This window comes from Pseudonocardia sp. (assembly GCF_035305885.1).
GTDB lineage: Bacteria > Actinomycetota > Actinomycetes > Mycobacteriales > Pseudonocardiaceae > Pseudonocardia.
In genome coordinates, this window is record NZ_DATGOP010000115.1 from 111385 (window position 1) to 123961 (window position 12577).

Annotated in this window: 12 protein-coding genes; 8 read left to right on the plus strand and 4 right to left on the minus strand. The window is 73.1% G+C overall.

All coding sequences use genetic code 11. From position 1 onward, the window contains the following. Window positions 1-14: 14 nt before the first annotated feature. Together dnaJ and VKZ81_RS25125 are read left to right on the plus strand one after the other, a co-directional pair. Complete coding sequence (gene dnaJ / locus VKZ81_RS25120) at window positions 15-1187, plus strand: molecular chaperone DnaJ (RefSeq protein WP_324244141.1); 1173 nt, start codon at window positions 15-17, stop codon at window positions 1185-1187. Further along, window positions 1184-1621 (plus strand): heat shock protein transcriptional repressor HspR, encoded by a 438-nt coding sequence (locus VKZ81_RS25125; RefSeq protein WP_324244142.1) that lies wholly within the window; start codon window positions 1184-1186, stop codon window positions 1619-1621. The genes dnaJ and VKZ81_RS25125 overlap by 4 nt, the downstream gene beginning before the upstream one ends. Window positions 1622-1744: 123 nt before the next feature. Here VKZ81_RS25125 and VKZ81_RS25130 read toward each other — a convergent pair whose 3' ends face one another. Then, window positions 1745-2917 (minus strand): FAD-binding oxidoreductase, encoded by a 1173-nt coding sequence (locus tag VKZ81_RS25130; protein WP_324244143.1) that lies wholly within the window; start codon window positions 2915-2917, stop codon window positions 1745-1747. Window positions 2918-3145: 228 nt separating this feature from the next. Here VKZ81_RS25130 and VKZ81_RS25135 point away from each other — a divergent pair, with 228 nt between their 5' ends. The 6 genes from VKZ81_RS25135 (at window position 3146) to pyrE (ending at window position 8988) form a co-directional block, all read left to right on the plus strand. Further along, window positions 3146-3574 (plus strand): nuclear transport factor 2 family protein, encoded by a 429-nt coding sequence (locus tag VKZ81_RS25135; protein ID WP_324244144.1) that lies wholly within the window; start codon window positions 3146-3148, stop codon window positions 3572-3574. A 109-nt stretch (window positions 3575-3683) separates the two neighbouring features. After that, window positions 3684-4103, plus strand: coding sequence for a nuclear transport factor 2 family protein (locus VKZ81_RS25140; RefSeq protein WP_324244145.1), 420 nt, complete (start codon window positions 3684-3686; stop codon window positions 4101-4103). A gap of 125 nt (window positions 4104-4228) precedes the next feature. Then, the gene (clpB, locus tag VKZ81_RS25145; protein WP_324244146.1) at window positions 4229-6844 is read left to right on the plus strand and encodes an ATP-dependent chaperone ClpB; all 2616 of its coding nucleotides are present in this window, start codon (window positions 4229-4231) and stop codon (window positions 6842-6844) included. An 85-nt stretch (window positions 6845-6929) separates the two neighbouring features. Then, on the plus strand, window positions 6930-7583 hold the full coding sequence (locus tag VKZ81_RS25150) for a TtfA family protein (protein WP_324244147.1): 654 nt from the start codon (window positions 6930-6932) through the stop codon (window positions 7581-7583). A 77-nt stretch (window positions 7584-7660) separates the two neighbouring features. Beyond that, on the plus strand, window positions 7661-8422 hold the full coding sequence (locus VKZ81_RS25155) for an SDR family NAD(P)-dependent oxidoreductase (protein WP_324244148.1): 762 nt from the start codon (window positions 7661-7663) through the stop codon (window positions 8420-8422). Beyond that, on the plus strand, window positions 8419-8988 hold the full coding sequence (gene pyrE, locus VKZ81_RS25160) for an orotate phosphoribosyltransferase (protein WP_324244149.1): 570 nt from the start codon (window positions 8419-8421) through the stop codon (window positions 8986-8988). Before VKZ81_RS25155 ends, pyrE begins: the two co-directional genes overlap by 4 nt. A gap of 10 nt (window positions 8989-8998) precedes the next feature. Here the strand turns inward: pyrE and VKZ81_RS25165 are convergent, their stop codons facing one another. The 3 genes from VKZ81_RS25165 to VKZ81_RS25175 form a co-directional block, all read right to left on the minus strand. Then, window positions 8999-9991 (minus strand): hypothetical protein, encoded by a 993-nt coding sequence (locus VKZ81_RS25165; protein ID WP_324244150.1) that lies wholly within the window; start codon window positions 9989-9991, stop codon window positions 8999-9001. Between the two features lie 74 nt (window positions 9992-10065). Then, the gene (locus VKZ81_RS25170; RefSeq protein ID WP_324244151.1) at window positions 10066-11181 is read right to left on the minus strand and encodes a DUF4142 domain-containing protein; all 1116 of its coding nucleotides are present in this window, start codon (window positions 11179-11181) and stop codon (window positions 10066-10068) included. Window positions 11182-11236: 55 nt separating this feature from the next. After that, window positions 11237-12574, minus strand: coding sequence for a ferredoxin reductase family protein (locus VKZ81_RS25175; protein WP_324244152.1), 1338 nt, complete (start codon window positions 12572-12574; stop codon window positions 11237-11239). Window positions 12575-12577: the final 3 nt, after the last annotated feature.

Below are 12577 nucleotides of genomic sequence, written 5' to 3' on the forward strand. Positions count from 1 at the left end.
GGGAAGGAGGCGGGGTGACCCAGCGGGACTGGATCGAGAAGGACTACTACCGCGAGCTGGGCGTGCCCCCCGACGCTTCGGCCGACGAGATCAAGAAGGCGTACCGGAGGCTCGCCCGTGAGCTGCACCCGGATGCCAACCCCGGCGACGCCGAGGCCGAGGCCCGGTTCAAGAGGGTCTCCGAGGCGTACGGGGTGCTGTCCGACGAGAAGAAGCGTCGCGAGTACGACGAGACGCGCGCGCTCTTCGCCGGTGGTGGCGGCCGGTTCGCCGGCGGCGGGTTCCCGGGTGGGTTCGGGACCGCCGCCGGCCCCGGCTTCGACCTGAACGACCTGTTCGGGGGCGCCTCCGGCGCCGGTGGACTCGGTGACCTGTTCGGCGGTCTGTTCGGCGGCCGGGGCGCGGGCACCACCACGACCACGCGCAGCCGGCGGGGCGCCGACGTCGAGAGCGAGCTGCGGATCGACTTCGTCGACGCCGTGCGCGGCGCCGAGGTGCAGCTGCGGCTGACCTCGCCGGGTCGCTGCGAACGCTGTGGCGGCACCGGGGCGCGGCCGGGGAGCACCCCGCGCACCTGCCCCACGTGCGGCGGCGTCGGTCTGGTCAGCCGCAGCCAGGGCGCGTTCGCGTTCTCCGAGCCGTGCCGCGACTGCCGCGGCACGGGCCGGATCATCGACGACCCCTGCCCCGAATGCGGTGGCGAGGGCATGAGCACCCGCACCCGCACGATCACCGTGCGCATCCCGCCCGGGGTGCAGGACGGGCAGCAGATCCGGCTCAAGGGGCAGGGCGAACCGGGCCGCGGCGGCGCGCCCGCTGGGGACCTGTACGTGAGGGTGCACGTCACCCCGCATCGGATCTTCGGCCGGTCGGAGCGCAACCCGGACGACATCACCCTCACCGTTCCGGTCAGCTACCCGGAGCTCGCGCTCGGCAGCACGATCACCGTGCCCACGCTGGACTCCACCGTCACGCTGCGGATCCCGCCGGGCACGGCGAGCGGGCGCACGTTCCGGGTGCGCGGGCGCGGGGTGCAGCGCAAGGGCAAGGCCGGCGACCTGCTCGTCACCGTCGAGCTGGCCGTGCCGTCGCGGCTCGACGACAAGGCCGTCGAGGCGTTGCAGTCGTACGCCGAAGCCACGAAGGACTTCGACCCGCGGGCTGACCTGTTCGGAGGTGCGCGATGACGACTGACGGCCGCGGGCTCCCGCCGGGCGCGGACATGGACAGCCCCATGTTCGTGATCTCCGTAGCGGCCGAGCTCGCGGGCCTGCACGCCCAGACGCTGCGCAGCTACGACCGGCTGGGCCTGGTGAGCCCCGGCCGGGCCGCGGGCGGTGGACGGCGGTACTCGCCGCGTGACATCGCCCTGCTCCGCGAGGTGCAGCGGCTCTCCCAGCAGGAGGGCGTCAACCTCGCGGGCATCAAGCGGATCATTGAGCTGGAACAGACGATCGACGAGCTGCGCAACCGCGTGGAGGAGCTGGAACGGGAGCTCGCCGCCGCCCGGGTCGCCGCCGAGGAGGCTGCCGCGGCGGTGCACGCCTCGTACCGGCGCGAGCTGGTCCCGGTCGACCGCCGCCAGGCGCTCGTCGTCTGGCGGCCGAAGCCGCGCGGCTGACCGGCCGTCGGCGGCCGGGCGGCCGGTTCCCGCTCCCTCCGGCGGCACGAAGTCGGGCGGCGCCCCGTCGGGCGCGCCCGACCCGGACCCGCGGAACCCGGACTGCGCCGCGCGAACGCCAGGTCAGTCCACCGTGAACGGGTCGTACTTGATCCGGTCCAGCGGGGTGCCCGCGACCAGCATCCGGGAGACGGTGGCCCGGATCATCGCGGGCGAGCCGCAGACCAGCACGTCGTGGTCGGCCCACGCCCCGTACCGGGTGACGACGTCGGCGAGGGTGCCGCGCTCGGCGCCCGAGGCGCCGTCGTCCTCCTCGACGACGGGGATCACGTCGAGCCAGGTGTTGCTGTAGGAGAACTTGCGCAGGCTCGTGAAGTCGTAGAGGTCGTCCCAGGTGCGGCCGCCGACGAAGACCTGCGTCCGGGGCTGCTCGGGACGCTGCGCGATGTCCTCCAGCAGCGCCTTCATGGGGGCGACGCCGGTGCCGCCGCAGACCATCAGCACCTCGCGCCCGGTGCCGGGGTCGACGTGCATCCGGCCCATCGGCGAGCCGAAGCGCCAGGTGTCGCCGATGTTGGTGTGGGCGACGATCGCGCGGCTGACCCACCCGCCCTCGACGGCGCGGACGTGGAAGTCCAGCGTGCCGTCCTCGCGGGGGGCGTTGGCGGGCGAGAGGTAGCGCCACAGCCGCGGCCGTTGTGGGACCTCGACGCTCAGGTACTGGCCCGCCCGGTAGGGGATCGGTTCGGGGGCCTGCACGGTGATGATCGCGATGTCCCAGCCGATGCGCTCGTGGGCGACCACCTCGCCGAACCACGTGGCGGGGCCGCGCTCGGACTCGACCGCGGTGCGCATGGCGCCGGACACGAACTCGTAGGCGTGGACCCAGGCCTCGCGCACCTCGGGGGTCCAGACGGGGCCCGCTGTGTCGGCGAGCGCGGCGAACAGCGCCTCGCCGACGGCCTCGAAGTGCCGCGCGACCACGCCGAACTTGCGGTGGTCGCGGCCGAGCTGCTCGAGGAAGGGCGTGAGCTCGTCCGGCCGGTCGATCATCTGCACGACGTGCACGAGCGCGCGCACGAGCCGGCTGCGCTGCACCTGCAGGTTGACCGGGAACAGGTCGCGGGTCTCGGGGGCGATGCGGAACAGGTTGGCGTAGAACAGCCGCCCCAGCTCGTCGACGTCCGGTTCGATCTGCGCCCAGCTGTCCCTGATGAGCCGCGCTCTTCCGTGCTCTTCACCGCGGGGCTCGCCGATGCCGGACAGGTCAGCGGTGAGCAACTGTTCAGCGGTCATGAAGGCCGGTGTCTTCCTGCTCGTCGGAACGGGGAGCCGGGACCGGGGTCCTCGCGGGCCAGCTTAACCCGGGGGCGGCCGTCCAACGGCCCTTCGAGCGCCCGGACGCCCTGGTGGGGCGGTGGACGGCGGGCACGCCGTCGAGCGCCCACCGCTAGCGCTGCGCCGCCCTTTTCCGAGTGTCCTTCCGACGAGGCGCGCCCGACGCGGTGAGGGAGGGACGTGGTGATGACCGAGCGGACCACCGGCGCGGCCGCGGATGACGCCGCGGCGCGGAACGTGGCGGTGCTGCGCACGGGGTACGCGGCGTTCGAGTCCTGGGACGTCCCGATCGTGCTCGCGCTGCTGGACCCGGACGTGCGGTGGGTGGAGGCGTCCGGCGGCCCGTTCGCGGGCACGTTCGTCGGGCCGGAGGACGTCGCGGCCGGGGTGTTCGGCCGGGTCGCGTCCGAGTGGGCGGAGTTCCACGTGGAGCCGGAGGAGTACATCGCGTCCGGGGATGCGGTCGCGGTGCTCGGCACCTGCCGTGGCACGTACCGGTCGACCGGGAAGTCGATGACGTCCCGGTTCGTTCACCTGTACCGGTTCAGGGACGGGCGGATCACCCGCTACGAGAGCATCGACGACACCGCGGTGCTCAACACCGTCGTCGGCTGATCGGGCCCGGTCCCGGGGTACGCAGTTCTGCGACTGTGCCCGTGTGGCCCCACGGCGCCACGCTGGGCGGCAGCCGGAGCGGGAACAACGCCGGGGACGAGGAGGACCCATGAGCACCGACCAGGCCGCCGCGGGCGCGGCGATCGACAACGTCGCGGCGCTGCGCGCCGGGTACGCGGCGTACGCGAACGGCGACATCCCGACGGTGCTCGCGCTGCTCGACCGGGACGTCGAGTGGGTCGGGGCGGCGGGCTCGCCGTACGCGGGCACCTACCGCGGGCCCCAGGCCGTGCTGGACGGCGTGTTCCGGCGCATCGGCGCCGAGTGGGCCGGGTTCGCGGTCGAGGCCGAGGAGTTCATCGGGACCGGGGACGCGATCGCGGTGGTGCTCACCTACCGGGGCACCTACCGGGCGACCGGCCGGTCCATGCAGGCGCGGGCGGTGCACGTGTGGCACTTCCGCGCGGGCAAGGCGATCCGGTTCGAGCAGGTCGCGGACACGGCGGTGGTGAACTCCGCGCTCGGCTGACCCGCACCGGCACAACGCACGAAACGAACCAACCTTGAGTGGAACACACTCAACTTTCCTGACGTTGTTGGTATCGACGGGCACGATGGTGCCCTGACGGACCACGTGCAGGAGGACCCGAGGGGATGGATTCCTTCAACCCCACCACCAAGACGCAGCAGGCCATCTCGGCCGCGGCGCAGGCGGCGACGCTCGCCGGCAACCCGGACGTGGGCCCCGTGCACCTGCTCGGCGCGCTGCTGGCCCAGACCGACGGTATCGCTGGGCCGCTGCTGGCCGCCGTCGGTGCCGACGCCGCAGCGGTGCGCAACGACCTCAACCAGCTGTCCAACCGGCTGCCCTCGGCGTCGGGCTCGACGGTGAGCGCTCCCCAGCTCTCCCGCGAGGCGATCGCCGCGATCAACGCCGCCCAGCGCCTCGCCACCGAGATGGGCGACGAGTACGTCTCCACCGAGCACCTTCTGGTCGGCCTCGCCACGGCTCCCAGCCAGGTCGCCGACCTGCTGCGCCGCCACGGTGCCACCCCCGACGCCCTGCGGGAGGCCTTCACGAAGGTCCGCGGGTCGGCCCGGGTCACGAGCCCCGACCCGGAGGGCACCTACCAGGCGTTGCAGAAGTACGGCGTCGACCTCACCGAGCGGGCGCGCAAGGGCGAGCTCGACCCGGTGATCGGGCGTGACGCCGAGATCCGCCGCGTCGTGCAGGTGCTGTCGCGGCGCACCAAGAACAACCCGGTGCTGATCGGTGAGCCGGGCGTCGGCAAGACCGCCATCGTCGAGGGCCTCGCCCAGCGCATCGTCGCCGGGGACGTCCCGGAGTCCCTGCGCGGCAAGCGGGTCGTGTCGCTCGACCTGGGCGCGATGGTCGCGGGCGCGAAGTACCGCGGTGAGTTCGAGGAGCGGCTCAAGGCCGTCCTGAAGGAGATCACCGAGTCGGCCGGGCAGATCATCACGTTCATCGACGAGCTGCACACGATCGTCGGGGCGGGCGCCACCGGCGAGGGCGCGATGGACGCCGGCAACATGATCAAGCCGATGCTCGCCCGCGGCGAGCTGCGGATGGTCGGCGCCACCACGCTCGACGAGTACCGCGAGCGCATCGAGAAGGACCCCGCGCTGGAGCGCCGCTTCCAGCAGGTGCTGGTGGGTGAGCCGTCGGTGGAGGACACCGTCGGCATCCTGCGCGGGCTCAAGGAGCGCTACGAGGTCCACCACGGTGTGCGGATCACCGACGCCGCGCTCGTGGCCGCCGCCACCCTGTCCGACCGCTACATCACCGCGCGGTTCCTGCCGGACAAGGCGATCGACCTCGTCGACGAGGCCGCGTCCCGGCTGCGGATGGAGATCGACTCCCGGCCCGTCGAGATCGACAGCGTCGAACGCGCCGTGCGCCGGCTGGAGATCGAGGAGATGGCGCTGGAGAAGGAGGACGACCCGGCGTCCCGCGAGCGGCTCGAGGCGCTGCGCGCCGAGCTGGCCGAGAAGCGGGAGGAGCTGTCGGCCCTCACCGCCCGGTGGCAGAACGAGAAGAAGGCCATCGAGTCGGTGCGCGAGCTGAAGGAGCAGCTCGAGGCGCTCCGCGGCGAGTCGGAGCGCGCCGAGCGCGACGGCGACCTGGGCAAGGCCGCCGAGCTGCGCTACGGGCGCATCCCGGCGCTGGAGAAGAAGCTCGCCGAGGCCACGGCCAACACGGCACCCGACGGCGACGTGATGCTGAAGGAGGAGGTCGGCCCGGACGACGTCGCCGACGTCGTCTCCGCGTGGACCGGCATCCCGGCCGGGCGGCTGCTCGAGGGCGAGACCGCCAAGCTGCTGCGGATGGAGGACGAACTCGCCAAGCGCGTCGTCGGCCAGACCGAGGCCGTGCGCGCCGTCTCCGACGCCGTGCGCCGCGCCCGGGCGGGCATCTCCGACGAGAACCGGCCCACCGGCTCGTTCCTGTTCCTCGGGCCCACCGGCGTCGGCAAGACCGAGCTGGCCAAGGCCCTCGCCGAGTTCCTGTTCGACGACGAGCGGGCGATGATCCGCATCGACATGAGCGAGTACTCCGAGAAGCACTCGGTGGCCCGCCTCGTCGGTGCCCCGCCCGGCTACGTCGGCTACGACCAGGGCGGTCAGCTCACCGAGGCGGTCCGCAGGCGCCCGTACTCGGTGGTGCTGTTCGACGAGGTCGAGAAGGCGCACTCGGACGTCTTCGACATCCTGCTGCAGGTGCTCGACGACGGGCGGCTCACCGACGGCCAGGGCCGCACGGTCGACTTCCGCAACACGATCCTCGTGCTCACGTCGAACCTGGGCTCGCAGGCCATCGCCGACCCGGCGCTCGACGACCAGGGCCGCAAGGATGCGGTGATGACGATCGTGCGCCAGCACTTCAAGCCGGAGTTCCTGAACCGGCTCGACGACGTCGTGGTCTTCCACTCGCTGTCGACCGAGGAGCTCACGGCGATCGTCGACATCCAGCTCGACCGGCTGCGGGAGCGGCTGGCCAAGCGCAGGCTGACCCTGCAGGTCACCGACGCCGGCCGGGAGTGGCTGGCCATGAACGGCTTCGACCCGGTCTACGGGGCGCGGCCGCTGCGCAGGCTGGTGCAGACCGCGATCGGCGACCAGCTGGCCAAGGAGCTGCTGGCCGGCGAGATCCGCGAGGGCGACACCGTGCGGGTCGACCTCGACCCCATGGCCGAGGGCGGCACCGGCGCCCTGATCGTCGGCCGGGGCATGCCGGTCGCCACGAGCTGACGCGATCGGGCCGGGACCGATGCCCGGCCCGATCATGCGTGGCGTTGCCGCTCGTCGGGCCGGTACCGGGCTACGCTGCTCGACCGTGGGTCTCTCGTCGACGGTGTGGTTCGTCATCGCCGTGATCGCGCTGTTGATCGGCGCAGCTCTGCTGCTGATCGACAGCCGTCGCGGCTCCGGGGCGAAGGACCGGAAGCGGTGGGCCGCCATGCGCGGCTGGGAGTTCCTGGACACCGATCCGGTGCTCCCGAGCCGCTGGCGCTACGGCACCATCCACCAGGGCGGCCCCGGCGTGGCCCGCAACCTGATCAGCGGCGACGTGCCCACCCCGGACGGGCCCCGCATGGCGTACGTGTTCGACCACGAACAGGCCGGGCGCCTGACCTCGATCCTGGTGGCCGTCCAGCTGCAGGAGCCGCTTCCCGCGGCCGTCGAGCTGCGGCTCCCGTCGGCCCCGCTGCCCGACGACGCCGGGCTCGACCTGCTTCAGCCGGTCGGCGAGCGGTACGCGTTCGTCTCCGACGCCGCGGCGGTCCGCCCGCTGCTCACCCCGCGCCTCGCCACGGCCGCCGACGCCCTCGGCGACGATGTCGAGCTCCTGTGGGGCGAGGAGTCGTGGGTGCTGGCCACCGCGCCGCTCGGCTCCAGCGTCGAGCGCGTGCAGGACCTGCTCGCCGACCTCGCCGAGTTCGCCACCGCGCTCGAGCAGGGCCTGGGCGTCCGCCTGCGCAAGGAGTGACCGGCGCGGTTCAGCGCCGTGGCCGCGTCGGCCACGAGATCCACAGCGTGCCCGAGCGGAAGAAGTAGGGTCGGGCCGTGCCCACAGCGCTCATCACCGGTGCGACGTCCGGCATCGGGGCCGCGTTCGCCGAGCGGCTCGCCCGGGACGGCCGGGACCTCGTGCTCGTCGCGCGCGACCGCGGCCGGTTGGAGGCGGCCGCCGCCCGGCACCGCGAGCGCGGGGTGTCCGCGGAGGTGCTGGCCGCCGACCTCTCGACCGCCGAGGGGCGCGAGCGCGTCGCGGAGCGGCTGGCCGCCGATGCGGCGCCGGTCGACCTGCTGGTCAACAACGCCGGGGCCGCCCAGGGGAGGTCGTTCCTGAAGGCCGACCCGGCCGCGCTGCTCGCCCAGCACGACCTGAACGTCACCGCCGTGCTGCAGCTGACGCGGGCCGCACTGCCCGGCATGGTCGAACGGGGCCGTGGCGCCGTGATCAACGTGGCGAGCATGCTGGGCCTGGTCACCGGCAGCCGCTCGACCTACACCGCCGAGAAGGCGTGGGTCACGGTCTTCACCGAGGGCCTCGCGGCCTCGCTCGCCGGCACCGGGGTGCGGGCGCTCGTGCTGTGCCCCGGCTTCGTGCGCACGGAGTTCCACGAGCGCGCGGGTTTGGACGTGGGTGCGCGCCGCGGGCCGCTGTGGCTGGACGCGGAGCGCGTCGTGGAGGAATGTCTCGCCGACCTGGCGAGGGGGAAGGTGGTATCCGTGCCGAGCCCGCAGTACAAGGTGCTCGCCGCCCTGATCGACCTGCTGCCGCGGCCGGTGCTGCGGCGGGTGATCGCCGCGGGTGAGCGATGAGCGCGGACACCGAGCGGGAGCAGCTCGCGGCGCTCGTCCGGGAGCTGGGCGTGGTGCACGGGCGGGTCACGCTGTCGTCCGGCGCCGAGGCCGACTACTACATCGACCTGCGCCGGGTGACCCTCGACCACCGCGCCGCACCGCTGGTCGGGCGGCTGCTGCGGGTGCTCACGGCCGACTGGGAGTACTCCGCGGTCGGCGGCCTCACCCTGGGCGCCGACCCGGTGGCCGACGCCGTGCTGCACGCGGCCGCCGCCGAGCGGGCCGTCGCACCCGAGACGCCCCCGGTCGACGCGTTCGTCGTCCGCAAGGACACCAAGAAGCACGGGATGCAGCGGCGCATCGAGGGGCCGGACATCGCCGGCCGCAAGGTGCTCGTCGTGGAGGACACCTCGACGACCGGCAACTCGGTGCTCACGGCCGTCCGCGCGGTGCAGGAGGCCGGAGCAGAGGTCACCGGTGTCGCGACCGTGGTGGACCGCGACACCGGTGCCCGGGAGGCGATCGAGGCCGAGGGGTTGCGCTACCGCGCGCTGCTCGGCCTGGCCGACATCGGCCTCGCCTGATCGTTCCTGCTCACTCGACGGTGATGCGGACCGCGTCGAAGGCCGGGGTCTGGTCCGCGCGCTGCATCATCGGGATGCGGTGCGACCCGTCACCGGCCCACACGGCGCACTGCGCGGTGCCCGCGGTCGGCATGCCGGACACGGTGATCTCGACGAAGTCCGGGCCCTCGCCGCCCTCGTTGTCCTGGGTGGCGAGGAAGAACTCCGGCTCCGGCTCGGCGTCGGGGGCCTCGCTGGTGCTCTCGAGCATGCGGCACGCGGTGTGGAAGTGGCCGCGCTGGATGCCGTCCTCGTTGAGGAACGAGCTCTCCAGGTAGTAACCGCCCGCGGCAGCGCCGAGGAAGCGGTCGCGGATCAGGTTGCGGGTGCTCACCGTGATCGTGAACTCCTCGCCGGCCTTCACGGTCTCCGGCGACTCGGTGATCAGCAGCGACGGGCTCTTCTCCTCGGACGCGACCTCGCCGAACGCGGTGTCGACGCAGCGCGGCGCCTCCTGGAACCCGTTGTGCGGCTCCAGGTCGCTGTTCGAGCAGTCCCGGCCGAGGACGTCGAGCCCGTTGTTGTCCTCGTCGCCGCCGTTGTTGTTGTTGCCGTTGTTGTTGTTGCCGTTGTTGTCGTTTCCGTTGCCGTTGTTGTCCTTGCCCTTGTTCTCGTTGTCCTTGCCGTTGTCGCCGTTGCCGCCGTTGCCGCGGCGCTCGCCGTCGGCGTCGGCGTCCTTCTCGTCGGCGTCCTCCTCGTCGCCCTCGGCGGCGTCCTCGTCACCGTCGGCGGCGTCGGCCTCGGCGTCGTCGTCGCCGTCGTCGTCCGGGGCGTTGACAGCCGCGGGCTCCGCGGCGTCGGCCCCGCCGACCTCGACCACCTCCGTGCCGTGGCCGGAGTGGCCGCTGTCGGCGTAGGCGGCCCCGCACGCGGTGGGCAGGAGGGTCGCCAGTACGGCGGCGGCGCAGAGCGCGACCTTGCGGGGGGTGGTCGAGCGGTGCCGTGCAGTGCTTGTCGGGGACACGGGTCCTCCGTTCGGGGTCGGGGACGGTCACACCAGCGGGGGGTAGCTGGTGCAGCGGCGCGGTGAGCGGGGAGCTAGCGCCGCATGGAGTGCCGCGCCCTGCGGGAGCGCGGCATCCGGTGGGAACCGGACGAGGAAACTCGGTGGGAGCCGGAATCGGTGACCGCGCGGTGGGAGCCGGTGTCCGCCACGGCGTCGATCGGGCCGGTGTCGGAGACGGCGGCGTGCGATCCGGTGTCGGTGAGCGTGGCGGTGCCGCGGCGCGACCGGACGGCGGCCTGCGGACCGGTGTCGGGGGACAGGCGGTAGGCGCCGCTGTCGGTGACCGTCGCCACGGGGATGTCGGACAGCGGGGAGAACCGACCGGTCGCGTCGTCGCGCGGAGCCGGGATCGCGGCCACCGCGGAGAGCTCCGGCATGCGCGCGGCCGGCTGCGAGATCGGCGGCTGCGGAACGGTGACCCGCTCCCGGCGGCCGGCGGCCGTCGGCCGGGTGCGCAGGCCCCAGAACAGGGCGATCGCGGCCAGCAGCGCGGCGACGAACACCAGGAACGGCACGAGGAGGTCGCTCATCTGGGTGCCGCCGCCCAGCAGGCCGGGCCCGTGGTGGGGCAGCGCCGAGTAGTCGACCAGGCCGGTGCTCTCGAGGTAGCCGTGGTGGCGGGTCACGAACGTGGCCGCGGTCTCGGCGAACTGGCGGACCAGGTCGTTCTGGGTGCTGGCGCGCACCTCGGAGATCACCGGCAGCACCATCCCGTGCGCCTCGCGCAGGCGCTGCACGAAGGTGCGGTCGTACTCCGAGCCGGTCTTCGAGGAGATCTCGGACATCCACCGCATCTGCTCGGCGCTGGGGCCGCTCGGCAGGGGGACGCCGAGCTGGTCGGCGACGCTGCGCACCTCCTCGTCGAGCTGGGCGTGCTCCTCGGCGAGCTTGCGGCCGACCTCGCGCACGTCCTCGCTGGTGGCCATCTGCTGGGCCTGTTGTGCGGTGGGTCCTTCCCAGAGCCCGGCGAGCCGGACCTTGACGAGCAGGTCGCGGTCGGCGGGCCCGAGCGGGCCCCACTGGGTCTGGGTCCAGCCGCTCGTGCCGGGCGCCCCGGCGGACCAGGACTGGTACACCGAGGCCGAGACGGCCAGCAGCACCGTGACGACGACGGCACCGCGGAGTATTCGGGGGATCCGGCGGAGCATGTGGGCCTTTCTGTTCTTTCCGGGGAGCGAGGTGGGGAGCTGGGGGAGCGCTCGCTCAAGCCATGTCGAACTGTTCGGTGTGGATGCGTTCCGGACTGGCGCCCAGGAGGTCCAGGGCGCTCATGGCGTCGGTGACCAGGGCGGGCGGGCCGCAGATGAAGAAGTCGACGTCATCGGGTCGGTGCCCGCCCAGGACGGAGGCGAGCAGCTCGGCGTCGACGCCGCCCGTCGGGCCGTTCCACCCCTCCACCGGCCGGCGCAGCACCTCGGTGACCTCGAGGTCGAGCACTCGGCGCAGCTGGGCGAGCTCGGCCCGGAACAGCAGGTCCTGCGGTGCGCTCGCGACGACCACGAGCCGGTAGGTGCGGGGGTCGTTCCGGTGCGCGGCGGTGCGCAACATGCTCATCATCGGGGTGATGCCGACTCCGCCCGCGATCATCACGAACCCCGCGGAGTGCTCGGAGTCGTTGGTGAACGCGCCGTGCGGGCCGTCCACCCACACGGTGGCGCCCACCGGGAGCTTTCGCAGCGCCCGCGTGAAGTCACCGGTGTGGCGGATCGTGAACTCGGTGGCATCGGAGTGGGCGCTCGACGCGATCGTGAACGGGTGCTCCTCGGCCATCACCGAGCGGTCCAGGCGGATCCAGGCGAACTGGCCCGGCTCGAACGCCCAGTTCGTCGCGGGCCGGTCGGCCCGGCGGCGCGGGGTGAGCACCAGGGTGCTCACCGTCGGGTTCTCCCGCCGGATGTCGCGGACGACGAACTCGGTGGACGGGTCGAACAGCGGGCGGAACACCCAGCGGTGCCCGAACACGAGCACGAGCACCACGGCGAACAGCAGGAACATCGTGCCGATCAGGGCGTCCCGGACCAGCTTGTCGAGCAGCCAGATGTGCATGGCCGACGCGACGATCGCCGTGGCCGCGAGCGCGATGTGCGACCACTTCCACAGCTCGTAGGACAGCTGGGCGCGGTTGCGCAGCACGGCGAGCACGGCCAGCCCGACCAGTGCCAGCGTCGCGATCGTCGCGGCGCGGGCCCGCCCGGGGGCGTCGGTGAGGTCGAGCAGGGTGATGTTGGCCGGATCGGCCGCGACCACGCAGGCGAGGTGGGCGAACACCAGCGCCGCGGTGACCACGCCGAGGAAGCGGTGCAGGTCGATCACCGACTCGATGCCGAACGCGCGGGTCAGCGAGCGCAGCCGCGACGGAAGCACCGCCGCGGACACGAGCGCCGACAGCGCGAGCAGACCGGTGAGCACCGAGAGCCGGTTCCAGAACCCACCGGTCGACAACCCGCCGTTCGACGGCAGCGCGAGGTAGGCGAGCGCCGGGGCGGCCATGGCGACCCCGAACCCGCTCAACCACGCCACGCGCAGTAGCCGCTGATCCATGGC

Coding starts and splice junctions, on each gene's coding strand:
- VKZ81_RS25125 (WP_324244142.1), top strand. CDS start 1,184: ATGACGACTGACGGCCGCGGGCTCCCGCCGGGCGCGGACATGGACAGC.
- VKZ81_RS25130 (WP_324244143.1), bottom strand. CDS start 2,917: ATGACCGCTGAACAGTTGCTCACCGCTGACCTGTCCGGCATCGGCGAG.
- VKZ81_RS25135 (WP_324244144.1), top strand. CDS start 3,146: ATGACCGAGCGGACCACCGGCGCGGCCGCGGATGACGCCGCGGCGCGG.
- VKZ81_RS25140 (WP_324244145.1), top strand. CDS start 3,684: ATGAGCACCGACCAGGCCGCCGCGGGCGCGGCGATCGACAACGTCGCG.
- clpB (WP_324244146.1), top strand. CDS start 4,229: ATGGATTCCTTCAACCCCACCACCAAGACGCAGCAGGCCATCTCGGCC.
- pyrE (WP_324244149.1), top strand. CDS start 8,419: ATGAGCGCGGACACCGAGCGGGAGCAGCTCGCGGCGCTCGTCCGGGAG.
- VKZ81_RS25170 (WP_324244151.1), bottom strand. CDS start 11,181: ATGCTCCGCCGGATCCCCCGAATACTCCGCGGTGCCGTCGTCGTCACG.
- VKZ81_RS25175 (WP_324244152.1), bottom strand. CDS start 12,574: ATGGATCAGCGGCTACTGCGCGTGGCGTGGTTGAGCGGGTTCGGGGTC.